10 protein-coding genes and 1 pseudogene are annotated in these 24,844 nt (G+C 59.3%); 6 read left to right on the top strand and 5 right to left on the bottom strand.

What is annotated here, in order from left to right; genetic code table 11:
• Window positions 1-221 precede the first annotated feature (221 nt).
• The 6 genes and pseudogenes from PSUM_RS22430 to PSUM_RS22405 all read left to right on the top strand — a co-directional run bounded on the left by PSUM_RS22430 (window position 222) and on the right by PSUM_RS22405 (window position 19,329).
• A complete protein-coding gene (locus PSUM_RS22430) occupies window positions 222-13,217 on the top strand; it encodes a non-ribosomal peptide synthetase (RefSeq protein ID WP_083349566.1) in 12,996 nt (4,331 codons plus the stop codon).
• Window positions 13,218-13,407 (top strand): annotated as a pseudogene (locus tag PSUM_RS32210) (alpha/beta fold hydrolase); the annotation flags it as partial.
• Window positions 13,408-14,124: 717 nt separating this feature from the next.
• Entirely contained in the window at window positions 14,125-14,628 is a 504-nt protein-coding gene (locus tag PSUM_RS22420; protein WP_083349565.1) for a CS1 type fimbrial major subunit, read from the top strand.
• Between the two features lie 105 nt (window positions 14,629-14,733).
• Entirely contained in the window at window positions 14,734-17,253 is a 2,520-nt protein-coding gene (locus tag PSUM_RS22415) for a TcfC E-set like domain-containing protein (protein WP_083349564.1), read from the top strand.
• Window positions 17,254-17,303: 50 nt separating this feature from the next.
• A complete protein-coding gene (locus PSUM_RS22410) occupies window positions 17,304-18,530 on the top strand; it encodes a hypothetical protein (RefSeq protein ID WP_020795944.1) in 1,227 nt (408 codons plus the stop codon).
• A 58-nt stretch (window positions 18,531-18,588) separates the two neighbouring features.
• Complete coding sequence (locus tag PSUM_RS22405; RefSeq protein WP_020795945.1) at window positions 18,589-19,329, top strand: hypothetical protein; 741 nt, start codon at window positions 18,589-18,591, stop codon at window positions 19,327-19,329.
• Window positions 19,330-19,419: 90 nt separating this feature from the next.
• On the opposite strand, the gene PSUM_RS32205 is transcribed toward PSUM_RS22405, so the two are convergent.
• The 5 genes from PSUM_RS32205 to PSUM_RS22380 form a co-directional block, all read right to left on the bottom strand.
• Complete coding sequence (locus PSUM_RS32205) at window positions 19,420-20,253, bottom strand: fibronectin type III domain-containing protein (protein ID WP_052024672.1); 834 nt, start codon at window positions 20,251-20,253, stop codon at window positions 19,420-19,422.
• A gap of 356 nt (window positions 20,254-20,609) precedes the next feature.
• A complete protein-coding gene (gene dsbG / locus PSUM_RS22395) occupies window positions 20,610-21,377 on the bottom strand; it encodes a thiol:disulfide interchange protein DsbG (protein ID WP_020795947.1) in 768 nt (255 codons plus the stop codon).
• A complete protein-coding gene (locus tag PSUM_RS22390) occupies window positions 21,353-22,207 on the bottom strand; it encodes a TlpA disulfide reductase family protein (RefSeq protein WP_083349563.1) in 855 nt (284 codons plus the stop codon). Before PSUM_RS22390 ends, dsbG begins: the two co-directional genes overlap by 25 nt.
• On the bottom strand, window positions 22,207-23,943 hold the full coding sequence (gene dsbD / locus PSUM_RS22385; protein ID WP_083349562.1) for a protein-disulfide reductase DsbD: 1,737 nt from the start codon (window positions 23,941-23,943) through the stop codon (window positions 22,207-22,209). The genes PSUM_RS22390 and dsbD overlap by 1 nt, the downstream gene beginning before the upstream one ends.
• Window positions 23,944-24,025: 82 nt before the next feature.
• Entirely contained in the window at window positions 24,026-24,724 is a 699-nt protein-coding gene (locus PSUM_RS22380; RefSeq protein ID WP_083349561.1) for a hypothetical protein, read from the bottom strand.
• Window positions 24,725-24,844 lie beyond the last annotated feature (120 nt).

Below are 24,844 nucleotides of genomic sequence, written 5' to 3'. Positions count from 1 at the left end.
GCCACGGCCCGGTTGGCGCTCATGCCTGGCGACTAATTATTTCCAGGCGCCATCCGTTCTCAAGGAAGAAATTGCACAGCGCAACCCTCATCACCCCGTAGGAACGAGCTCGCTCGCGATGGTCGTCAATGATGACGATGGGCGCCTGACACCCCGCGGCGTTCTCCGGATTTTCGCGAGCAGGCTCGCTCCTACCAAGCCGAATTCAGGCAGGAAACCTCATGACCGACGCGTTCGAAATCCCCAGCACACTGGTCCAAGCCCTCCAGCGCCGCGCGGCCCTGACGCCGGATCGGGTGGCCTTGCGTTTTCTCGCCGAAACCCGGGACCAGGCTGTGGTGCTCAGTTATCGCGAGCTGGATCAGCGGGCGCGGACGATTGCCGGCGCGTTGCAGGCCGAGGCCGGCTTTGGCGAGCGCGCGGTGTTGTTGTTTCCCAGCGGGCCGGATTACGTCGCGGCATTCTTCGGTTGCCTATACGCCGGGGTGATCGCGGTGCCGGCCTATCCGCCGGAGTCGGCGCGTCGGCATCATCAGGAGCGGCTGCTGTCGATCATCGGCGATGCCGAGCCGCGCCTGTTGCTGACCAGTGCCGGCCTGCGCGATTCGCTGCTGCAAATCGAAGGGGCGCCGCCGCTGTTGTGTGTCGATACCCTCGACAGCGCCCACGCCGAACGCTGGGTCGCGCCAGCCCTGGTAGACGCTGACATCGCCTTCCTGCAATACACCTCTGGTTCCACCGCATTGCCCAAGGGCGTGCAGGTCAGCCACGGCAACCTGGTGGCCAACGAATTGCTGATCCGCCACGGTTTCGGTATCGACCTGAACCCCGACGACGTGATCGTCAGCTGGTTGCCGCTGTATCACGACATGGGCCTGATCGGCGGCCTGTTGCAGCCGATTTTCAGTGGCGTGCCGTGCGTGTTGATGTCGCCGGCGTACTTCCTCGGCCGGCCGCTGCGCTGGCTGGAAGCGATCAGTGAATACGGCGGCACCATTAGTGGCGGGCCGGATTTTGCCTATCGCCTGTGCAGTGAACGAGTCAGTGAGTCGGCCCTGGAACGCCTCGACTTGAGCGGCTGGCGCGTGGCCTATTCCGGGTCGGAACCGATTCGCCTCGACACCCTGGAACGTTTCTCCGAGAAGTTCGCCAGCTGCGGTTTCAGCGAAGACAGTTTCATGGCCTCCTACGGTCTGGCGGAAGCCACGCTGTTCGTCGCCGGTACTCCGCGCGGCCAAGGCATCGGCAATTTGCGAGTGGACGACCGGGCCCTGGCGCAAAACCGTGCCGAAGCCGGCGAGGGCAGCGCGATCATGAGCTGCGGCGTCAGCCAGCCGGATCACACGGTGTTGATCATGGACCCGGCATCGCTCAACGAACTGGCTGACAACGCGGTCGGCGAAGTCTGGGCCAGCGGCCCGAGCATCGCCCACGGTTACTGGCGCAACCCCGAAGCCTCGGCCAAGACCTTCGTCCAGCACGCAGGTAAAAAATGGCTGCGCACCGGTGACCTGGGTTTCACGCGCGACGGTGAGTTGTTCATCACCGGGCGCCGGAAAGACATGCTGATCGTGCGCGGGCACAACCTTTATCCACAGGACATCGAGCAGACCGTCGAGCGTGAAGTGGAAGTGGTGCGCAAGGGGCGCGTCGCCGCCTTTGCGGTCAATATCGATGGCCAGGAAGGCATCGGCATCGCTGCGGAGATCAGCCGCAGTGTGCAAAAAATCCTCCCGCCCGAGGCCTTGATCAAGGCTATCCGCCAGGCCGTGGCCGAGGCGTACCAGGAAGCGCCGAGCGTGGTGGTGCTGCTCAATCCGGGCGCCTTGCCCAAGACTTCCAGCGGCAAACTGCAACGCTCGGCGTGCCGCAATCGCCTGGCCGAAGGCAGCCTCGACAGTTATGCGCTGTTCCCTTCGGCGGTCACAGAAAGCACAGGCAACGTTGAGTCCGCCTGTGAGTTGCAAAGCCTGATCGGCCAGATCTGGTGCGAGCAATTGCAGGTCCAGCAGGTCGCTGCCGACGATCACTTCTTCCTGCTGGGCGGCAACTCCATCGCGGCCACGCAAGTGGTGGCGCGTCTGCGGGAACAACTTGGCCTGGAGCTGAACCTGCGCCTGCTGTTCGAAGCGCCGACCCTTGGTGCCTTCGCCGACGCGGTGGCGCGGCAACAGCAGGACGGTGGCCTCGCCCAAGGCGCGATCAGCACGCTGTCGCGTAGCGAGGCCATGCCGCAATCCCTGGCGCAGAATCGCCTGTGGATCACCTGGCAGCTCGACCCGCAGAGCAGCGCCTACAACATTCCCGGTGCCTTGCGCCTGCGCGGCGAACTGGACGAAGACGCCCTGCGCGGCAGTTTCCAGCAGTTGATCGAGCGCCACGAATCCCTGCGCACGCGTTTCTTCGAGCGTGACGGGGTGGCGCTGCAGCAGGTCGTTACGGCCGCTGAATTCAATCTGCAACGCATCGATATCAGCGATCTGCCGCTGGCCGAGCGTGAAGCCAAGGCTCGGCAAATCCGCGAGGACGAAGCGCGCACTCAGTTCGACCTGGAGAAGGGGCCGTTGCTCTGGGTAACGCTGGTGCGCCTCGACGACGAAGATCACCAACTGCTGGTGACGCTGCATCACATCATCGCTGACGGCTGGTCGATGAATGTGTTGATCGACGAATTTTCCCGGCTGTACGCGGCGGCTGCCCAAGGACAACAAGCCACGCTCGCGCCACTGCCGACCCAGTACGCCGACTACGGCAGTTGGCAGCGCCAATGGCTGGCGCAAGGGGAGGGCGAGCGCCAACTGGCTTATTGGAAGGCGCAGTTGGGCGATGAGCATCCAACCCTGAACCTGGCCACCGACCACCCGCGCTCGGCGCAACAGCTGCACAGCGCCGCCCGCCATACCGTGCGCCTGGGGGCGGACTTGAGCGATGCCATTCGCCAGACCGCCCAGGCCCATCAAGCCACGCCGTACATGCTCTTGCTGGCCGCGTTTCAGAGCCTGTTGCATCGCTACAGCGGGCAGCGCGACATCCGCATCGGCGTGCCGAATGCCAACCGCCCACGCCTGGAAACCCAAGGCCTGATCGGCTTCTTCATCAATACCCAGGTGCTGCGCGCCGAGGTGGATTCGCGTCTGCCATTCGTTGAGTTGTTGGCACAAACCCGACAGGCTGCCTTGGGGGCGCAGGCGCATCAGGATCTGCCGTTCGAGCAACTGCTCGAGGCCTTCCCCCAGGCGCGCGAACAGGGCCTGTTCCAGGTCATGTTCAACCACCAGCAACGGGATCTCAGCGCCTTGAAACGCCTACCCGGGCTGCTTGCCGAGGAACTGCCGTGGCACAGTCGCGAGGCCAAGTTCGACCTGCAGTTGCACAGCGAAGAAGATCGCAACGGGCGCCTGAGCCTGTCCTTCGACTACGCCAGCGAGCTGTTCGATGCCGCGACCATCGAACGCCTGGCCGAGCACTACAGCCGCCTGTTGCGCGCCATCAGTGAACAACCTGAAACCGCCATCGGTGATCTGCCACTGCTGACCGGAACTGAAATAAATCAGCAAGCCGAATGGGCCGTGGCTCCGTGCCCACCCGCCAGCCAGTGGCTGCCGGAACTGCTCAACCAACAAGCCCGTCAGACACCGGAACGCACCGCGCTGCTGTGGGACGGTGGCAGCCTCGATTTCGCCGAACTGCACACCCAGGCCAATCGTCTGGCCCACTACCTGCGCGACAAAGGCGTCGGTCCGGATGTGTGCGTGGCCATTGCCGCCGAGCGCTCGCCGCAACTGTTGATCGGACTGCTGGCGATCATCAAGGCCGGTGGCGCCTACGTGCCACTCGATCCGGATTACCCCGCCGAACGGCTGGCCTACATGCTCAGCGACAGCGGCGTCGAGTTGCTGCTGACGCACACTCAATTGCTCGAGCGCTTACCAGCGAGCGACGGCGTCAGCGTGATCGCGATGGACGCCCTGCACCTGGAAAACTGGCCAAGCCACACGCCGGGCCTGCACCTGCACGGCGACAACCTGGCCTACGTGATCTACACCTCCGGCTCGACCGGGCAACCGAAAGGCGTCGGCAACACCCACGCGGCCCTCGCCGAACGTTTGCAATGGATGCAGGACACCTACAGCCTGAATGAAACCGATGTGCTGATGCAAAAAGCGCCGATCAGTTTCGACGTGTCGGTGTGGGAGTGCTTCTGGCCACTGATTACTGGGGCCCGGCTGCTGCTGGCCGGGCCGGGTGAACACCGCGATCCGCAGCGCATCGCGCAGCTGGTTCAAGCCTACGGCGTGACCACGCTGCACTTCGTGCCGCCGCTGCTGGCGTTGTTCATCGACGAACCGCTCAGCGCCGAATGCACCAGCCTGCGTCGGTTGTTCTCCGGTGGCGAAGCGCTGCCCGCCGACCTGCGCAATCGGGTGCTGGAGCGACTGCCGGCCGTGCAATTGCACAACCGCTACGGCCCGACCGAAACCGCGATCAACGTGACCCATTGGCATTGCTCCAGCGCCGATGGCGATCGCTCGCCGATTGGCCGGCCGCTGGGCAACGTGATCTGCCGCGTACTCGACCCTGATCTGAATCCCCTGCCGGCCGGCGTGCCGGGTGAACTGTGCATCAGCGGCATCGGCCTGGCCCGCGGTTATCTGGGCCGTCCGGGCCTGACCGCCGAGCGTTTTGTCGTCGATCCACTGGGCGAGCAGGGCGCGCGTCTGTACCGCACCGGTGACCGTGCGCGCTGGACCACCGATGGAGTGATCGAATACCTCGGACGTCTCGATCAGCAGGTCAAGCTGCGCGGCTTCCGCGTCGAGCCGGAAGAAATCGAAGCGCGGTTGTTGGCGCAAGAAGGTGTCGCCCAGGCGGTGGTGCTGGTGCGCGAAACGTCCGCCGGCGGCCAGTTGATCGGTTACTACACCGCCGACTCTACTGAATCCGAAGAAGCCCAAAGCACCCGCCTGAAAAACGTGCTGGCGGCGGAACTGCCGGAATACATGGTCCCGTCACAGCTGATGCGCCTGGACGAGATGCCCCTCAGCCCGAGCGGTAAACTCGACCGTCGTGCCTTGCCGGAACCGCAGTGGCAGGTGCGCGAACACGTCGAACCGGTGACCGAACTGCAACGGCAAATCGCCGACATCTGGCGTGCAGTACTGGGCCTGGGGCAAGTCGGCCTGGGCGATGACTTCTTCGCCCTTGGCGGCCATTCGCTGCTGGCCACGCAAATCATCTCCCGCACGCGTCAGGCCTGCGACGTCGAGTTGCCTTTGCGCGCCCTGTTCGAAAACAGCGGGCTGGGCGCCTTTGCCGAACAGGTGCGCCTGATCCAGGCCAGCGGTCGTACCAACGAACAGCCGCCAATCGCCCAGGTCGACCGAAGCCAAGCGGTGCCGTTGTCCTATTCCCAACAGCGCATGTGGTTCCTCTGGCAGATGGAACCGGACAGCCCGGCCTACAACGTCGGTGGCATGGCGCGCCTGCGCGGGGTGCTCGATGTCGAGCGTTTCGAGGCCGCGTTGCAGGCGCTGATCATGCGTCACGAAACCCTGCGCACCACTTTCCCCAGTGTCGATGGCGTCGCGCGCCAACAGGTGCATGCCTCAACCTCAGTGCGCATCGACTGCAAGGACTTCACCGCGCTGGATGCCGATGGCCGTGAGTGGCAAGTCCAGCAACTGGCCGACGATGAGGCGCACAAACCCTTCGATCTGGAAACCGGCCCGCTGCTGCGCGCCTGCCTGGTCAAGACAGCCGAACAGGAGCACTACCTGGTGCTGACCCTGCACCACATCGTCACCGAAGGCTGGGCGATGGACATCTTTGCCCGGGAACTCAGTGTGCTCTACGAAGCCTTCGTCGAGGAACGCAAATCACCGCTGGCGCCGTTGCCGGTGCAGTACCTGGATTACAGCGTCTGGCAGCGCCAATGGCTGGAGTCCGGTGAACGCCAGCGCCAGCTCGACTACTGGACCGCGCAACTGGGCCGTGAGCATCCGCTGCTGGAATTGCCGGCCGACCGTCCGCGTCCTCCGGTACAAAGCCACCAGGGCGAGTTGTACCGTTTCGACCTGAGCGACGATCTGGCGGCACGGGTGCGTGCCTTCAATGCGCAAAACGGCTTGACCCTGTTCATGACCATGACCGCCGCCCTGGCCACGCTGCTGTATCGCTATAGCGGCCAGACCGACCTGCGCATCGGCGCGCCGGTGGCCAACCGCATTCGCCCGGAAAGCGAAGGGCTGATCGGCGCGTTCCTCAACACCCAGGTGCTGCGTTGCCAGCTCGATGGGCAGATGTCCGTCGGCGAGTTGTTCGAGCAGGTTCGCCACACCGTGATCGAGGGCCAGTCCCATCAGGACCTGCCATTCGATCATCTGGTGGAAGCCTTGCAGCCACCGCGCAGCGCCGCCTACAACCCGCTGTTCCAGGTAATGTGCAACGTGCAGCGCTGGGAGTTCCAGCAGAGCCGCAGCCTGGCCGGCATGACCGTGCAATACCTGGCCAACGATGCCCGCGCGACCAAGTTCGACCTCAACCTGGAAGTCACCGACCTCGACCATCGCCTCGGTTGCTGCCTGACCTACAGCACCGATCTGTTCGACGAGCCGCGGATTGCGCGCATGGCCGCGCACTGGCGCAACCTGCTTGAGACGCTGATTGCCGATCCGCAGCAGCGCCTCAGTGAGTTGCCGTTGCTCGATGCCGGTGAACGACAACAACTGCTCGACAGCCTGGGCGTCGAGCCGGGCGCGCATCGACTCGACCAGTGCATCCATCAGCTGTTCAGCCAACAGGCCCTGGCGCGCCCCGATGCGCCGGCCCTGACGTTTGCCGGGCACACCCTGAGCTACGCCGAACTCGACAGCCGCGCCAATCGCCTGGCCTGGATGCTGCGCGAGCGCGGCGTGGGCCCGCAGGTGCGGGTGGGCCTGGCGCTGGAGCGGTCGCTGGAGATGGTCATCGGCCTGCTGGCGATCCTCAAGGCCGGTGGCGCCTACGTGCCGCTAGACCCGGAATACCCGCTGGATCGCTTGCACTACATGATCGAAGACAGCGGCGTCGGTTTGCTGCTCAGTGACGCGGCGATGTTCCAGGCCCTTGGCGATTTGCCCGCGGGCGTCGGTCGCTGGTGCCTGGAGGAAGACTCTGAAGCGCTTGCCTGTTATCCCGTCTGCGAACTGCCTGACATCAGCCTGTCGCACCATCAGGCTTACTTGATCTACACCTCGGGCTCCACCGGTAAACCCAAAGGCGTGGTGGTGTCCCACGGCGAAATCGCCATGCATTGCCACGCGGTGATCGAGCGTTTCGGCATGCGCCCGGACGACTGCGAATTGCACTTCTATTCGATCAACTTCGACGCCGCCACCGAGCGCTTGTTGGCGCCGCTGCTGAGCGGTGCCCAAGTTGTCCTGCGTGCCCAGGGCCAATGGGACGCGCAAGAGATCTGCGAACTGATCCGTCGCCACCATATCAATATCCTCGGTTTCACCCCGAGCTACGGCAGCCAGTTGGCGCAGTGGCTGGCAACGCAGAACGCAACCTTGCCGGTGCGCATGATTATCACCGGTGGCGAAGCGCTGACCGGCGAACACCTGGCGCGGATTCGTGCGGCGTTCAAGCCGAGCCTGTTCTTCAATGCCTACGGCCCGACGGAAACCGTGGTCATGCCCCTGGCCAGCCTGGCCCCCGAAGCATTGGAAGAAGGCGCCGGCAGCGTACCGATCGGCAGCGTGATCGGCGACCGCGTGGCGTACATTCTCGATGCCGACCTGGCGTTGGTGCCACAGGGTGCGACCGGCGAGTTGTACGTCGGTGGTGCCGGCCTGGCCCAGGGTTACCACCGGCGTGCAGGCATGACGGCGGAACGCTTTGTTGCCGATCCGTTTGCCGGCGACGGCGGGCGTATCTACCGTACCGGCGACCTGGTGCGCCAGCGCGCCGATGGCCTGGTGGAATACCTCGGGCGAATCGACCATCAAGTGAAGATCCGCGGTTTCCGCATTGAGCTGGGCGAGATCGAAAGCCGTTTGCTGGAGCATCCTTCGGTGCGTGAAGCGGTGGTGCTGGCGCTCGATGCACCGAGCGGCAAGCAACTGGTCGGCTATCTGGTTGCCGATGTCGCCGAACAGGACGAGTCGCAACGAGCCGCACTGCGTGAATCACTCAAGGCGCACCTCAAGGCCCAGTTGCCGGATTACATGGTGCCCACGCACCTGATCCTGCTGGCGAGCATGCCGCTGACCGCCAACGGCAAACTCGACCGTCGCGCTCTGCCGGCGCCGGACCCGGAGCTGAACCGCCAGCAGTATGTGGCACCCGGCAACGAACTGGAGCTGACGTTGGCGCAGATCTGGTGTGAAGTGCTGAATGTCGAACAGGTCGGGCTCAACGACAACTTCTTCGAACTCGGTGGCGACTCGATCCTGTCGATCCAGGTGGTCAGCCGCGCGCGGCAACAGGGCATTCACTTCAGCCCCCGCGACCTGTTCCAGCACCAGACCGTACAGACCCTTGCCGCCGTGGCGACCCGCACCGGCCAGGTCACCGCCGAGCAAGGCTTGCTCAGCGGCGAGTCGCGCCTGACGCCGATCCAGCACTGGTTCTTCGACACCGCCATTGCCCAGCGCCAACACTGGAACCAGGCGTTGCTGCTGCAACCGAACGTGCCCCTGGAGGCCCATCGCCTGGAGCAAGCTTTACTGGCGCTGATTGAACAGCACGATGCGTTGCGCTTGCGCTTCCGCCAGGTGGGCGGTCAGTGGCAAGCCCGGCACCAGGCGATATCCGATGTGCCGGTGCTGTGGCAAGTGCGCGTCGCGTCCATGGACCAATGCGCCGCCCTGTTCGCCGACGCCCAGCGCAGCCTCGATCTCGAAGAGGGGCCGTTGCTGCGGGTGTTGCTGGTCGACGGTCCCGAAGGTCAGCAGCGCTTGTTCATCGCGATTCACCACCTGGTAACCGACGGCGTTTCATGGCGCGTGCTGCTGGAAGATCTGCAGAGCGTCTATCGCCAACTGGACGCGCAACAGCCGCTGCAACTGCCGGCCAAGACCAGTGCCTTCAGGGACTGGGCCGCCCGCTTGCAGGCCTATGCCGGCAGCGAATCCCTGCGTGAAGAACTGGACTGGTGGCAGGCGCAATTGGCCGGGCCGAGCGCCGAATTGCCCTGTGATCGACCGCAGGGTGGTCGGCTGCATCGCCATGCGCAAACCGTCAGCGTGCGCCTCGACAGCGAGCGCACCCGGCAATTACTGCAACAGGCGCCGAGTGCATATCGCACCCAGGTCAACGACCTGCTGCTGACTGCATTGGCCCGTGTGTTGTGCCGATGGAGCGGTCACGCGTCGGCGCTGATTCAACTTGAAGGCCATGGTCGCGAGGCGCTGTTCGACGACATCGACCTGACCCGCACCGTCGGCTGGTTCACCAGCGCCTACCCGCTGCGCCTGACACCCGCGAACATCGAGGAGGTGGCCGGGCAGGGCGCCTCGATCAAGGCGATCAAGGAGCAATTGCGCGCCGTACCGCACAAAGGGCTGGGCTATGGCGTGCTGCGTTATCTGGCCGATGAGCCTACCCGCCAGCGCATGGCCGAGCTGCCGGCGGCGCCGATTACCTTCAACTACCTGGGTCAGTTCGACCAGAGCTTTGCGGCCGATGCACTGTTCCATCCGCTGGATGAAGCGGTTGGCGCGGCCTTTGATGCGCAGGCGCCGCTGCCGAATGAATTGAGCGTCGACAGTCAGGTCTACGGCGGCGAACTGGTGCTGCGCTGGACCTTCAGCGCCGAACGCTATGCGCCCCAGACCATCAGCGAATTGGCCAATGCTTACTTGTGTGAGTTGAGCAGCCTGATCGAGCACTGCCTGCGCGATGACGCGGGCGGCCTGACGCCGTCGGACTTCCCGCTGGCGAAACTGAACCAGGCGCAACTGGATGCACTGCCGATTTCTGCAGCGCTGATCGAAGACGTCTACCCGCTGACGCCCATGCAGGAAGGCATGCTGCTGCACACCCTGTTGGAACCGGGCACGGGCCTGTACTACATGCAGGATCGCTACCGCATCGACAGCGAGCTCGATGCGCAGCGTTTCGTCCAGGCCTGGCAGGCGGTTATCGCCCGCCACGAAGCCTTGCGCGCCTCGTTCTGCTGGAACGTCGGCGAAGACATGCTGCAGGTTATCCACAAACCGGGCAGCACGCCGATCGAATACCTGGACTGGAGCGAGATGGCCGCCGCCGAGCAGGAGCCGAAGTTGCAGGCCTTGCTCAAGAGCGAGCGCGAGGCCGGGTTCGATCTGCTCAATCAGGCACCGTTCCATCTGCGCTTGATCCGGGTGGGCGCGGCACGTTACTGGTTCATGATGAGCAACCACCACATCCTGATCGATGCCTGGTGCCGCTCCCTGCTGATGAACGACTTCTTCGAGATCTACACCGCCCTCGGCGAAGGCCGGGAAGCGCAGTTGGCCGTAGCGCCGCGTTACCGCGACTACATCGCCTGGCTGCAACACCAGAGCCTGGCCCAAGCGCGGCAATGGTGGAAAACCAACCTGCAAGGGTTCGAACGGACCACGCCGATCCCGAGCGACCGGCCGTTCCTGCGCGAACATGCCGGCGACAGCGGCGGCATGATCGTCGGCGACCGCTACACCCGCCTCGATGCCCGTGACGGTGCACGGCTGCGTGAACTGGCCCAGGCGCATCAGCTGACCATCAACACCTTTACCCAGGCGGCATGGGCCCTGGTATTGCTCAGGCTGAGTGGTGATCGCGACGTGCTGTTCGGGGTCACGGTGGCTGGACGTCCGGTCGAGATGCCAGAGATGCAACGCACCGTCGGCCTGTTCATCAACAGCATCGCACTGCGGGTGAAAATCCCTGACGACCATCAGCGTTGCAGTGTGCGCCAATGGCTGAGCGCTTTACTCGACAGCAACATGCAACTGCGTGAGTACGAGTACCTGCCGCTGGTGAGCATTCAGGAAAACAGCGAACTGCCCAAGGGCCAGCCGCTGTTCGACAGCCTGTTCGTATTCGAAAACGCCCCGGTGGAAGTCTCGGTGCTGGACCGTGCGCAAAGCCTGAATGCGACCTCGGATTCGGGCCGCACCCACACAAATTTCCCGCTGACGGCAGTGTGCTATCCGGGTGATGACCTGGGCTTGCACCTGTCCTATGACCAGCGTTATTTCGATGAATCCACGGTCGAGCGCATGCTTGGCGAGTTCAAGCGCCTGTTGTTGGCGTTGGTCGAAGGTTTCCATGGTGACATGGCGGACCTGCCGTTGCTGGGCACTGAGGAACATGAATTCCTGATCCACGGCTGCAACCAGAGCGAACATGCATACCCCTTGGAGCAGAGCTACGTTGCCTTGTTTGAAGCGCAAGTGGCTGCCCACCCGCTGCGTATTGCCGCCAGTTGTCTGGATCAGCACTACAACTATCTGGAACTGAACCAGCGCAGTAACCGCCTCGGCCATGCACTGGTTGCCGCTGGCGTCGGGCTGGATCAACCGGTGGCGCTGTTGGCCGAACGCAGCCTCGATTTGCTCGGCATGATCATTGGCAGTTTCAAGGCGGGGGCGGGTTATCTGCCGCTGGATCCGGGGCTACCGGGCCAGCGCTTGAGTCGCATCATCGACCTGAGTCGCACGCCGTTGCTAGTGTGCACTCGAGCCTGTCACGCGCAAGCACTGGCGTTGCTGGATGAATTCGGTTGCGCCAGTCGGCCTCGGTTGCTGGTCTGGGAAGAGGTACAGGCGAGCCATGTATCGGTGGCCAATCCGGGCATCTACAGCGGGCCGGATAACCTGGCCTACGTGATCTACACCTCCGGCTCCACCGGTTTGCCCAAGGGCGTGATGGTCGAGCAGCGCGGCATGCTCAACAACCAGTTGAGCAAGGTGCCGTACCTGAGCCTCGGCGAGGCTGACGTGATTGCCCAGACCGCTTCGCAAAGCTTCGATATTTCCGTGTGGCAGTTTCTCGCCGCGCCGTTGTTCGGCGCGCGGGTGGACATCGTGCCGAACAGCATCGCCCACGATCCGCAGGGTTTGCTGGCGCATGTTTCGGCGCAAGGCATCACGGTGCTGGAGAGCGTGCCGTCGCTGATCCAGGGCATGCTCGCCCAGGAACGCATGCGCCTCGATGGCCTGCGCTGGATGTTGCCGACGGGGGAGGCGATGCCGCCGGAACTGGCGCGTCAATGGCTGCTGCGTTACCCGGAGATCGGGCTGGTGAATGCCTATGGCCCGGCGGAATGCTCGGATGACGTGGCGTTCTTTCGCGTCGACATGGCCTCCACCCGCGGCAGCTATTTGCCGATCGGTACGCCGACCGACAATAACCGCCTGTACCTGCTCGATGGTGCGCTGCAGCTGGTGCCGCTGGGTGCGGTGGGCGAGTTGTGCGTGGCGGGCACCGGGGTTGGGCGCGGCTACGTCAGCGATCCGCTGCGCACGGCCCAGGTGTTTGTGCCCAATGCGTTTGGTGCCCCAGGCGAGCGCCTGTATCGCACCGGCGACCTGGCCCGCCGTCGCAGTGACGGCATGCTGGAGTACGTCGGGCGCATTGACCATCAGGTGAAGATCCGCGGCTACCGCATCGAACTGGGTGAAATCGAAGCGCGCCTGCATGAACAGCCGCAAGTGCGCGACGCGGCGGTCGGCGTGCAGGAAGGGATCAATGGCAAGCATCTGGTGGGTTATCTGGTGGCGGCGGATTCAACGTTCGATCCTGCTCATTGCCTGGAGCAGATCAAGCAACGCCTGCGCGCCGAGCTTCCGGAATACATGGTGCCGCTGCACTGGTTGTGGCTCGACAAGCTGCCGCGCAACGCCAACGGCAAACTGGATCGCAAGGCCCTGCCGGCGCTGGAGATCGGCCTGTTGCAAAGCCAGGATTACCAGGCGCCGCGCAACGACCTGGAGCAGACGTTGGCGGCTATCTGGGCCGAGGTGCTGAAGGTCGAAAAAGTCGGCATCCGCGACAACTTCTTCGAGCTCGGCGGGCATTCGTTGCTGGCCACGCAGATCGCTTCGCGGGTGCAGAAAACCCTGCAGCGTGAAGTGCCGCTGCGGGCGATGTTCGAGTGCAACACGGTAGAGGAGCTGGCCGAGTACATCGACGGGTTGGCGACAAGCGATATTACCGAGGAGAAGGTGGAGCGGTTGAATGATCTGATGGCTGAGCTGGAGGGGCTTTGATTCCGTGCTTCCTGGGCAGTTTTGCCTGAGGATCGTTTGCGTGAAAGTATCGTACCGATGGGGCGGGTTTTCTTTTGGCCGGGATGATCTGTTGCAGCGACTGGGTGAGTTGGATGCAGCGACCACGCTGGTGATCTGTGGCCATCAGGAAAAGCCGCAGCCTCATTTGGAGGCCCTTATAATGGCCAAACCATGGATGATCAGTTCAATCTTTCCGAGAAAACTACTGTCACCGTGTGTTTCGATGACTTTACCGTGCCCACTGATCCAGCCAATCTGTCAACTTCGCATCTTACTTTGATTCTGAAGTGGGATGAGTCTTTTGACAGTTCCCCACCGATCGGTTTTCCTTTCAAACACCAACAGTAACTTTTTGACGCAGTTGGCTTGATGCGCTTCACCCAGTCCCGATGCCTGTGCATCGGGATTTTTTTTATTCGCAGTCCCCTTTTCCGTGGAGCACTGGCCAATCGGGTGGTAGTTGACGGGTTGATCTCAGGCTCAGAATTTTCTTCAAGCGTCAGTTGTGTCTCAGCCGCACTGCTATGTGCACATGCCATGATCTTTCTATTGTCCCAGGCACCGGTTCTCGTAGCTTGGGCCTGCTGTTCTTGAAACGTCGGATGACCGCTCCTGGCCGTAATCGTGCCAGGCTTGGGATCAGCTATACCATACGAAAATTCCTACCAGCAATATAGAGGTAGCTTACAGGTTGGTCCTTCAGGCGTCAGGATAAGTCCTACAAGAAGTACAGAAAAATCCGGCATACCGGTCCTTCAGAAAGCGCGAAGATGCGCCCCGTTGAATGCAGTGTTGCATTATAACCAACTTGATAAACAATCCGGTGTGGACTTTTGTCGCTTGGCTGAAGCTTGCACTATTATTTTGATGCTTAAAGGTGAAATTAATGTTCAAGAAAATTGCAATGTCTACTTCCGTGCTGGCTATGGCTTTTGCTTCTTCGGCCGCACTGGCTACTCCCCAAACCCATGATATTGAAGTGATTGCCGATATTCCAAGTGCTGACTTCTATGTTCAGCCTGTGTCAGTCGACACTGTAACACTGCCGCAGCGCTTTATTGTGGATGCTTCCGATCCGGCGGCTCCTGAAGTGAAAGATATGGTCCTTAAGTTCAAGGCAAAAAGTGCAGCTGGTGGTACGACCGGCCCTGCGATCATGGCAACCCTTAATGGCCCAACTAACATGGTTTCGGGCGCCAATACTATCGATCTGAATGTGAAATTCAACGGTGTAACATTGGTTAATGGTATCGCGACGAGTGTTGTTGATGCGGATGGCGCGGTAAGTGAAATGAATACGGATATGGAAGTTAGTGCAGTTAAACCAGGTGGCGGCTACCCTGAAGGTAACTATCGCGGCAACGTCAATGTTACATTTGATGCTCCATAATAGTTAAATAAATACGGGCTATCAATAAGCTATCTGTGTGGTCGACGCACTTCGTCGGCCGCACTCTAACTTGCACAAGCAAGCGCTAACTTGAGATAAACTTCCATGTTTCCGAAGACTCCTATCGCGGGAGCGCTTGCGCTAATTATTTGCGCGGGTGCGCTTGCCAGTGAAACCAAGCCAGCGGCCCAGTCCGTTAGTTTGCTTCAACAGGCTGAAGGCTTGCCTGCAGATTTTCATGAATTCTTTTTTGATGTTCCATTGGCAGTTCGGGTGGAAGTTGATCAACAGTTTCTAGGCGAAGCAATGATCCTGTTAAGCCGTGACGAGCGGGTGACACTGATCAACTTTACCGACACACGAGACAGTGACCTGAATTCCAGCGAGCGCGATGAGTGGGCCGCTCTCTTGATCCAGGGCGTGGCGTTGGGCGCGTGCAAAAGCGGCTGCCCTCGGGAATTGCTGACGGTTCACTACAGCCTTGAAGACTCCACGGTGTCGCTGGTAACGGCCAACGCCGAACGCGATCCGCAAGCTCGCCAGTTTCACGATCAGCCGGAAGGCGGCAGCGTCGGCCTGATTGTGCGCAATCAACTGAACATCAGTGGTGGACAAGAGCAGAACCCGGCCGGTCGTTATGGCCTGGAAGCGAGCGCGAGCCTGGGTAACTGGACGAACACCTTCAACGCGCAACTCTCGCGTATGTCGGGTGCCGACACGGGCATCAAGCATGCGGTCCACGAACTGCATACCCAGCGGGAACTGGAAGGCACCTTCTTTCGTGCCGGTTACTTTACACCCAGCGCGCAAGGCCTGACTCGGCCAGTGCGCACCATCGGCTCTGGCCCCGATACGGTGTTGGGCATGATGTATGGCAGTTCTGACAGCCTGGCAATTGATAACCCTAAACCCAGCCTCTATCCGATTTCCGTGACCGCCAATCGCCAAGCGATGGTCGAAATTTATCGCAACGGCGTGCTGATCAATAGCCAGCAGGTAGCCAGCGGACTTCAGACGCTGGACACGCGTCCGTTGCCGGGCGGGATCTACGAGGTGGAAGTGCGCCTGATCGAAGACGGCCAGTTGATCTCCAGCAACCGGGAACTTATCTACAAGCCCAGGAACTGGAACAACCCGGAAAATCGCTGGCGTTACAACCTTTTCGCCGGTCGCGAAAGCAAGTTGCTCAGCAATTGGCAGGAACGCGATGATGGTGATTTGACCGCGGGCGCAGCCTTCAACTTTCTATTGCATCCGCGAGTTGTCCTGGGCTTGTCCGCGCGACAGGTCAAGGAGCAAATGCAGTTAGGCACTTCCGCCGAGTGGACGGCGGGCGACAGGACCTCTTTCTATAGCAGCGTTTCCCAGACCAAGGGCCAAGGCACGGGGATGGAGCTGCAAGCTGTGCATCAATACAACGGTGGTAGCCTGGTGTTGCGCCATCAGCGCAGTTGGCTGGACACGCGCAATACTTACGAACAGCTGCCGGACGGGACCCATATTCGCCAGCGCAATACCTATAACGGGCAAACCAGCAACACGTCGCTGGCGGTAAACCAGCGCCTGAACAGCAAGAGTTCGGTCAGCGCGCAAGTCTCCCATAGCGAAGGGTACTCCGAGGGCTTGGGCATCGACCTGAGTTGGACCCGTAATGCACAGCTGTTTGGCCATAACGCCGACTGGCGCGTGGCGGTATTTGACCGGCCGGGAACAGTTGGCACGGCTGATCAGCGCAACAGGGGGGTCGATATCAGCCTGCGCCTGGCGCTGGGCTCAGACGGTCACCAGGTGTCCGGTAGCGTCGGTCAGCGCACATCGCGTGACGGTGGGCGCGATTCCAACGCATCGGTTTCCTATCGTCGGGACCTCAAGGATCACGTACTGCAAAGTGTTTCTGCAACCGCCAGTAGGGATGTCTACGGGACGGGGCTGGCGGGCACGGCCGATTTCATCACCGATCAGGTCAACGGCTCCATGCATGTACAACGTTCTTCCTACAACGGTCATGTCAGCGGTGGTTTGAATCTGGACAGCACCCTGGCAGTCAGTGGCCAAAAGGCTGTTCTCAGCGGTCAGGCCTCGACGAGGCAGGCGGGAATGATCATTGATGTCGAAAGCGAGGTGGATGATATCCAGATGCGCGCCGACGATTTGTCCGGCACCAGCACCACGTTACGTCCAGGACGTAATTTCATTCCGGTGTCGGCCTACAAGAACGGCACGGTGAATTTTGATTTCAACGGCACAGACGTGCCCGCCGCATCCATTCACCCTGCGCGTACCACTTATCACTTGAATAAGGGCGGCGTGGATTATCGCCAGGTGCGTATCCTCAAGACCGTGACGGTGATGGGCCGTCTGGTGGATGCCAGTGGAAAACCGTTGAAAGGCCATCATGTTATCAACCATGCCAGTCGTGGCGTCAGCGAAGTCGATGGGTTCTTCTCCATGGAACTTAGTGAAAAATCGCCTACACTTGAAGTGCGGCACGACAGTCAGTTGTTATGTCAGTTCAGGCTCGATCCAACCTCCCAGCGAGAGAATGATGTGCTGATGGTAGGCGATCTGCGGTGTCATCCAGACACTTTGGCCGAAGCTGCTTATAAGTCTGAGAAAGCCAGTTGATAGGCACTTATACAATAGCAGCCAGAACATGGCGTACACAGGAAAGTCAAATGAACAAGCTAATGAGCCGCCTGGTGTTGTTATCGACACTCTGTGGATTTTATACGGCTTCTGCCAATGCATTGGTGGTGGACGCAGAAATAAAACCCGATCCGAGTAATCCTGGAAGCGCAGTGATTATAAATAACACGCCGATTACCGGCTATTGCTCGATTCCAAGCTTTAGTTCGCGATGTAACATCGCGAGAGTTCGAAGTAACGAATTTCCCATTACCCTGACGTGGCCGGGGATTTTCAATACCAGTGACGTAATCCCCTTTGGTATTGACGCAAGATGGCGCACGTTTACGGTTACCCATAACAGCATTCCTGGCGAAACGGCAGAGATCCAAATTCGAATTGGCGGGGTGGGTACCCGTTATACCATGGGGGAAACCGCACAAACTCTTGTTGGACAACCAGGACTTTCTGATTTTGAGGCTCATGCCTATCTTTGGACGCCGTCGTGGTCGGAGAAGACCGGCAATTGCACTAAAGTCGCTGGCAGTGAGCAAAACGCTGCTCATGACGGACGCAGTTTTTCAGCATTCTGGGCAACGAATGAAATCGTCGATACATGCCCAAGGGATGCCGATCGCAATATTCCCGGCCTAGTTTTGCAGAAGCTCGACGTTCATTATGAGTTACGCGCTGTACGACCAGAGAGGCTGATAAGTGGCGGTTATCAGGGTTCAGTGCACTACACGGTAGGCGGCCCAGGGAGCGACTTCAACATGGGAAGTTTGAATCCGAGCCAATCCATGATGACGTTCGACTTGAACCTTGCGGTGAAGCAAGACGTCAAGGTCGAAATGTCCACCGACAGGGTTAGTTTGGCCCCCAAGGGCGGCTGGATGGATTGGATCAATCATGGTCGACAAAACGAGAAGTTATTGGCTGATCTGCGGTTTTTCATATTGTCTAGCACGCCCTTCAAGATGGAGCTCGGTTGTGAGCGTTTGGCGGGTAATAGATGTGAGATCAGTAACGGAACTCATCAGGTGCCGGTCGATATTAGTGTGAGCCTGCCAAGTCCTTGGGTGGACGATGTGGGGAATACAGTAGAACGGCGTTCACTGAATGCGGATACCGGTATTCCACACATAAAGTCTTTGGGGGTGCCCAATAGAAACCCCGGCTTATTGCACTTTGAGGTACCCGCCAGCGAAGTCGAACATATGGTAAGTGACAGTAGTTATCGCGGAACCGTTACGATTAAATTTGACGCGGACATCTAACGGCAGTAGCACGGCCCGAGGCTTACTCAGGCTAGTTTCTCGCACGAGGCTTTATATCATGAAATTTATTTATACACTGCTCTGCACATCGTTGTTCAGTATGGGGGCTTATGCCGGTCCCAGCCTGCAAATTGGTACGTTCTACGACTTTATGGGAGGTAACCAAAGTAGTTATCTAAAACGCATTCGTAACGGCGGTACTTCGACGGCGTTTGTCAAAGTCGAGATCAAGGAGATTTTTTACCAAAAGAACGGCGCTTCCCGCGAAGAACCATTGAAGATGGTCGAGGGCAGCACCCGTGATGGTCTGGTCGCCAGCCCGGCCCGGCTTATCGTACCGGCCAAGGGAACCCAGGGAACCCGCCTGCTGTACACCGGTGACCGGAGCATAGAGCGTTATTTTCGGGTCCGTTTTATGCCAGTCGTACCTGAAAAGGAAGATAAATTTGCCGTCTCCGACAGTGAACGCGAATCCTATGAAAAGGAGATGTCTGCCGGGTTTAACGTGATGGCCGGTTATGGCATGGTATTTTTTGTTCGCCCGGCCAACACCCGGTTTGATACAAAAGTCGATAACAGCGCTGTTCGCTATCAAGTGCAAAACAATGGCAATAGCGTAGTGGTTATCGACGCCTTCAAGGACTGTGAAGCGAAGAACGACGATAAATGCCGGCCGACGAAAAAGGTTCATCTGATTCCAGGAAATGATTTTACGTTCAACAAGGAAGCAGGTCGCGTCTATCGCTACAATTTGATCGAAGACCAGAACAAGACGCTAGTTGAGGTAAAGGGGAGTTAAGAACTTCATGATCTCGGTAAAGGGCGCTGGGTGGATATTCCACTCAGCGCCTTTTTTATTGCGTGGCACCTGCCATCAACAGATGAGAGGCTATCGTTTTCCTTTGAAAGGAACGCCCAGTGGGGGATAGTGCACCATCACTCGATTCGACTTATGACCCGTTGGGTCCTCTGCTGTCACACCGAACTCATATCGCTTATCTGCTTCCAGGTGATCAACAGCAAACTGGGTTTCGACCGTGGTCCCCAGATCGTTGCCAATACCTTGATCGATTAGATAACGAATTGTACCGGAGCTGTCGTAAGACTCCTCCCAGCTTAATGTCAGGGCAAGGGAGCTTGTTACTAAATTAGTGGGGTCGGTTGGTTTGGTGAGGTCTTCAAAATATACTTCTACGCACACAGGGTCGGAAAAACTAAGCTCGTCATCAAAGGTGCGAATGCAGTAAGTGTGATTACGCCCTTCTGCTGGAGTGGTGTCGATGTAGGGGGGCCTGAGGGGTGTGTCGAGTAGTACGGCATCTCGTTTTATTTCATATTTAGCAGTTCCGCCGTCTACTGTGCCGCCGTGCCAAAAAAATGAAACGCTACTGGGTTTAAGATCATAATAATCCCAGTAGTCCACAGGTGTTGGTTTTTTTCTGTCGAGCGTAGAAAAATTCAGCATAAATGACTTTGTCTGGCCAATAATAGGGTCTAGCCCGACTACCTCCCAGGAGTACATTCTGTTTCTTGTTAGATTATTAATGGTGACATTACCTCCGTTTCCGCGATACCACTCTTTACCTGTACCATTCTCGGTTATGGTGGTTACAGGATAAAACGGATTTGGCGTTATACTCAGGCTGATGGAGTTCCACGTAATGCTGAGGTTTTCAATTATCGGGGCTTCGTTGTTGTTTCTGGTTTCGGTTTTGATGTTCATGATTTTTCCATCCTGAAATTTCAATCATTTATTGTCTGTATGGTTATGAACGTTTCTTGGCGGTTTTAAATCATTTTTTCTAATGCGAAACAACTTATCTCACCTGTGCTTAGGTAAGTAAACTAGCAGATGTATTAGTGTTTGGTGTGTTTTTGTGGTGCGGAATTTGCTTGTTGTTAATTGTTTGTGGATGTCTTACGGACTATCCAGTTCTCTTGGCTCACGTGCATTCATAGCGTAAAAAAATCGCAATTAGAAGCGTTAGTTGTGAGCAAAGGGCAGGGCCCCAGGAGTTGAATCTGCACGCGGATCTGAGCGGTCGCAATGGCCGGTGTGCGCCATTGCGTTCGATTCCATTATTTGGGTCCGAGTATCTTCACCAACTTATCCGGCGACGGCGCGCCTTGTTGCTGTTGCAGTTCACCCTTGCTGTCCATGTAGAAAATCGCTGGGGTGGCAGACAACTCCAGCTCTTCCATCAATTGCATGTTGGCGGCGAGCTTCGCCTGGATCGCTGGCGGAACATCCTTCAAGGCCTTGAGCGTGCTGCCCTTGCCAGCGGCTTCGTGGTCGTACAGGGCTTTTTGCGGGTCTTTGGCAGCGAGTAGGGCGGCGGATTTGCCCGGGCTGTCCTCACGAATGATTCCGACCATGATGTGCCGCAACTGCACCTTGCCAGCCTTGACCCATGGCCGCGCCTGTTCCCAGAACATGCTGCAGTATGGGCAGTTAGGGTCACTGAACATGTAGACGATCCGAGGTGCATCCTTCTTGCCGTCGGCAATCCAGTTGCTTGCCTCCATCTTGCCCCAGACTTCCTTGGACATTGGCGCGTACACCAGTTTCTGCAGCGGTGCGCTGCTCAGGTCGTTGCCTTCGGCGTCGTACAGATTGCCGAGCAAAACGTGCTTGCCATCGGGCGTCAGGTACAGCGCCATGCCGCGGTTCTGGTATTGCGCCGCGTAGCCGCGCAAGCCGTCGGGGGCGTCGAATTGACCAACGATTTTCGCACCCTTGGCTTCGATCTTCTTGATCGCCTCGGGCAACTCTTCGGCCTGCACCGATGGCAGGTGCAGGAGGGCGGCACCCAGGCTCAGGGTCAGCAGGTGGCGGAGGCGGGACATGGCAGTTTCCTTGAAGAAGTGGCAGGAACGGAATCGAAGTTTTCCAGCGCGCGAGCCAGGCTGGCTTGTGACAGTTCACCCAGATGACTGCCCAACAGGCGGCCTTCGGGGCTATAGAACAGCGTAGTTGGCAATGCCATGGAGCCGACGGCCTGGCCCAGGCGACCGCCGCCGTCGAACAGCACATTGGACAGGCTCAGGCCTTGGGTTTCCAGGAACGTGCTGACGCTTTGCATGCTTTCGGCCTGGTTTACGAACAGGAAGGTCAGGTCGGGGCGCTGTTGCTGTGCTTGCTCCAGCACCGGCATTTCCCGGCGGCAGGGCGGGCACCAGGTAGCCCAGAGATTGATCACCAACGGGCCACCCTTGTAGTCCGCCAATTGCACGGTTTCACCGGCGGAATTGCGCAGGGTGATGTCCGGAAGGCGCGTGCCCTGTTCAAAAATGGTCAGCGAAAAGGTCGCCAGCAACCAGAATGCCAGGCCGCTGGCCACGCCGAAGCCCAAGGGACGACGCAGTCCCGGGCGACGCCAGCCACGGTATAGTGTGGCGAGCACCAGTGCGATGACCCCAGGCCAGGCGAGGAAACCGCCGTCGCGCAGGTCGATGACTTGCCAGGGGTCGCTGCGATAGTGCGTCCAGTAAACGGCGACAAAACCGATTCGCGCCGCGAGCATGCCGATCAGGAACAGGCCGAACAGCACTGACTCGGGATTCTCGCCACCACGCTTGGCCACCCGCCAGCCGACGAATGTTGCCAACACCAAGGCACTGATCAGCAGCAGATGGTTAAGCGCGATGGCAAAGGTGCCGAGGGTAAAAGTCAGCATTAACGGGCGTCTCGGGTGGTGGTCCAGCGTTGCAGGAAAGTGTCGGCATCGACCTCGCCGGTGATGCGCTGGCTGCGTCGTTCGATACCGTCGGTGCCGATCCACAGCAAGCTTGGTGGCCCCGGCACTTTGTAACGGCCGAGCAGTTCGCGGCTGGCGGCATTGTCGGCGGTGACATCCAGTCGGAGCAAGCGCACGTCGCTAAGGGCTTCCAGCACTTTCGCCTTGCCGAACACCTGTTTTTCCATGACCTTGCACGACACGCACCAGTCGGCATAATAGTCCAGAAGCACCCACTGGCCCTGCGCTTGCGCCGCATCGAGTTCCCGTTGCAGGACCACAGGGTCCTTGATCGTGGTAAAGGCGTCGTGGCCGCTTGGCACAGCGGCGACGGCCGAGCCGGAAGCGCGGAAGACTTTCAACGGCTTGAACAGATCATCACTGCCCGCCGCCGCGCCGATCAGCAATAGGCTGCCCCATAAACCCAGCAGGAGCGAGCTGGCACCGAACAGATGAGCGATGCGTCCAAACCCATCCGACTGCTTCCACGCGCTATAGGCCGCGACCAGCAGCAATGCACCACACAAGCCGACCCACAGCGATTCATCCAGCACCGGGCGCAGCATCAGCAACGCCGTGGCAAGAAACAGGAAGCCGAAGATGCCTTTGAGCAGGTTCATCCAGGCGCCAGGCTTGGGCAGGAAGCGATTGCCAACCGTCACCAGCAGCAACAACGGCACACCGATGCCGATGCCCATGGCAAACAGGATCAACCCGCCGTGCAGTGCGTTGCCGCTCTGTGCGATGTAGAGCAGCGCGCCGGCCAGCGGCGCGGTCATGCACGGGCCGACCAGCAGGCCGGACAACGCGCCTAGCGCTCCAGCGCCGACCAGGCTGCCACCGCGCTGATTGCGCGAGACGTTTTCCAGGCGATCCCGCACGGCAACCGGCAGTTGCAGCTCGAAGAAGCCGAACATCGGTAACGCCAGCAGCACGAAGATCGCCGCGAAAGTGCCTAGCAGCCAAGGGTTCTGCAACCAGGCTTGCAGGTTTGCCCCTAAAGATGCAGCCAACACACCCATTGCCGCATACACCAGCGCCATGCTCACCACATAGCTGCTGGCGAGGGCCACGCCGCGCCTGGGCGTAGCGCCGCTGCCGACGATCAACCCGGCCAGAATGGGCAGCATCGGTAGCGAACACGGGGTGAACGCCAGCAGCAAGCCCAGACCGAAGAACACCAGCAGGCTCCAGCCCAGTGCTCGTTGCTGCAGATTGCTGGCCAAGGCCTGGTCCGGCGCTTCGTCTGCCGTGCCCGTCAGGGATTGCCCGCCCAGATCCACGACCTGGGTTTGTGGCGGATAACACAGGCCGGCATCGGCACAGCCCTGGAAGCCGACCTTTATCTGACCGCTGGCGCCCGCGGGAATTTTCAGTTCGAGGCCTTGACGGTAGACCTGCTGTTCTCCGAAGAACTCATCGCTGTGGGATTCACCTTCCGGTAACAAAGGCTGTTGATCCGCAGGCAGCCCATCAAATTTCAAGCGTTTTTGATAGAGGTAGTAGCCATCGTTGATTTGCCAATAGAGCTGTGTTTCCCCTGATTCAAGGCGCTCGGAAGTGAAGACGAACGCCTTGTCCACCGGCAGGAATTCAGGTTGGGTTTCAAACGGATTAGTCCCTGCCTGGGCCAGGCCCGAGATCAAGAGAACAAACAACAAAAATAGTCGACGCATGGGTAAGCCTTGTCCCTGTGCAAGTGAGGTGCACATTGGCGGTTGGCGATTAACCGATGATTAACCGCGCCTTCACGAATACTCAGTCTCGGAACAGGCCGGGCCACGCCTCATCGTTCATCCCGTGCGGACCGGAATGCAGATGGTTTTGCTGGATGTTGTAGATGAGGAACTGACCTCGGTTGAGAAAAATATAGTAAAAACTATCGGCAAAAGTTCTGTCGTTCTGCGCGGCCGTTATGATTCGGTGTTTGAAGCGCTCTAATCCAGGCATGGAAGTGGCGGTGATTTCTTCGTGTGTCAGTCGGTTTTTTTGATAATCGAAAGACAGGTAATGTCCGTCATTGAGGAGGAAGCGAAACAGGAATTTTTTACCTGTAAGTTGCCACCAGGTGCCAGCAACGATGCGCTCGAAATAGGGAAATATCGGCGCCCATATTGAGTTTTCAACACGGTAGTTGTTTAGTGTCTTATCTTGATCCTGGTCGTATTTGCAGACCATTGGGGTCTTGCCGTCGTAATAAAAAAACCAGGAAAAGTCGTCGGAACCACCGGCGATTCGGGTATCCAGGCCCGTGGTGGTGAAGCCAAACCGCAGGTGCTCGGCATTTTCGTGGAAACCGGGCCACGCGTATTGTGTGGTTTCTCTAGGAAAGCTGTCAGGGACTTGACGATCGCCAAGGTCAAATCGGGTGTATTTGTTGGTATCTTTGAAGAAAAAGTAAATGCGGTCCTTGCCGGAGCGCCAATCTGTAGCGACGAAGTTGTTGAAGTTTGGCATGGGCTGATTCCTTTCAGCGGGTGAAGCTCTTTCGTTTGTCGATTAGGGTCTTCAGGGATTGGTGGTTTTGATTTGATGGTTGGATTGTAGTGTTCGTATGGTAAATAGTTTATCGCTCTG

The sequence above is a fragment of the Pseudomonas umsongensis genome (assembly GCF_002236105.1).
Classification (GTDB): Bacteria; Pseudomonadota; Gammaproteobacteria; order Pseudomonadales; family Pseudomonadaceae; genus Aquipseudomonas; species Aquipseudomonas umsongensis.
This window is presented reverse-complemented; position numbering and strand designations above follow the sequence as displayed.

Excerpts from the sequence above, each read along its gene's own strand:
- PSUM_RS22430 (WP_083349566.1), top strand. The coding sequence starts at position 222 with ATGACCGACGCGTTCGAAATCCCCAGCACACTGGTCCAAGCCCTCCAG.
- PSUM_RS22420 (WP_083349565.1), top strand. The coding sequence starts at position 14,125 with ATGTTCAAGAAAATTGCAATGTCTACTTCCGTGCTGGCTATGGCTTTT.
- PSUM_RS22415 (WP_083349564.1), top strand. The coding sequence starts at position 14,734 with ATGTTTCCGAAGACTCCTATCGCGGGAGCGCTTGCGCTAATTATTTGC.
- PSUM_RS22410 (WP_020795944.1), top strand. The coding sequence starts at position 17,304 with ATGAACAAGCTAATGAGCCGCCTGGTGTTGTTATCGACACTCTGTGGA.
- PSUM_RS22405 (WP_020795945.1), top strand. The coding sequence starts at position 18,589 with ATGAAATTTATTTATACACTGCTCTGCACATCGTTGTTCAGTATGGGG.
- PSUM_RS32205 (WP_052024672.1), bottom strand. The coding sequence starts at position 20,253 with ATGAACATCAAAACCGAAACCAGAAACAACAACGAAGCCCCGATAATT.
- dsbG (WP_020795947.1), bottom strand. The coding sequence starts at position 21,377 with ATGTCCCGCCTCCGCCACCTGCTGACCCTGAGCCTGGGTGCCGCCCTC.
- PSUM_RS22390 (WP_083349563.1), bottom strand. The coding sequence starts at position 22,207 with ATGCTGACTTTTACCCTCGGCACCTTTGCCATCGCGCTTAACCATCTG.
- dsbD (WP_083349562.1), bottom strand. The coding sequence starts at position 23,943 with ATGCGTCGACTATTTTTGTTGTTTGTTCTCTTGATCTCGGGCCTGGCC.
- PSUM_RS22380 (WP_083349561.1), bottom strand. The coding sequence starts at position 24,724 with ATGCCAAACTTCAACAACTTCGTCGCTACAGATTGGCGCTCCGGCAAG.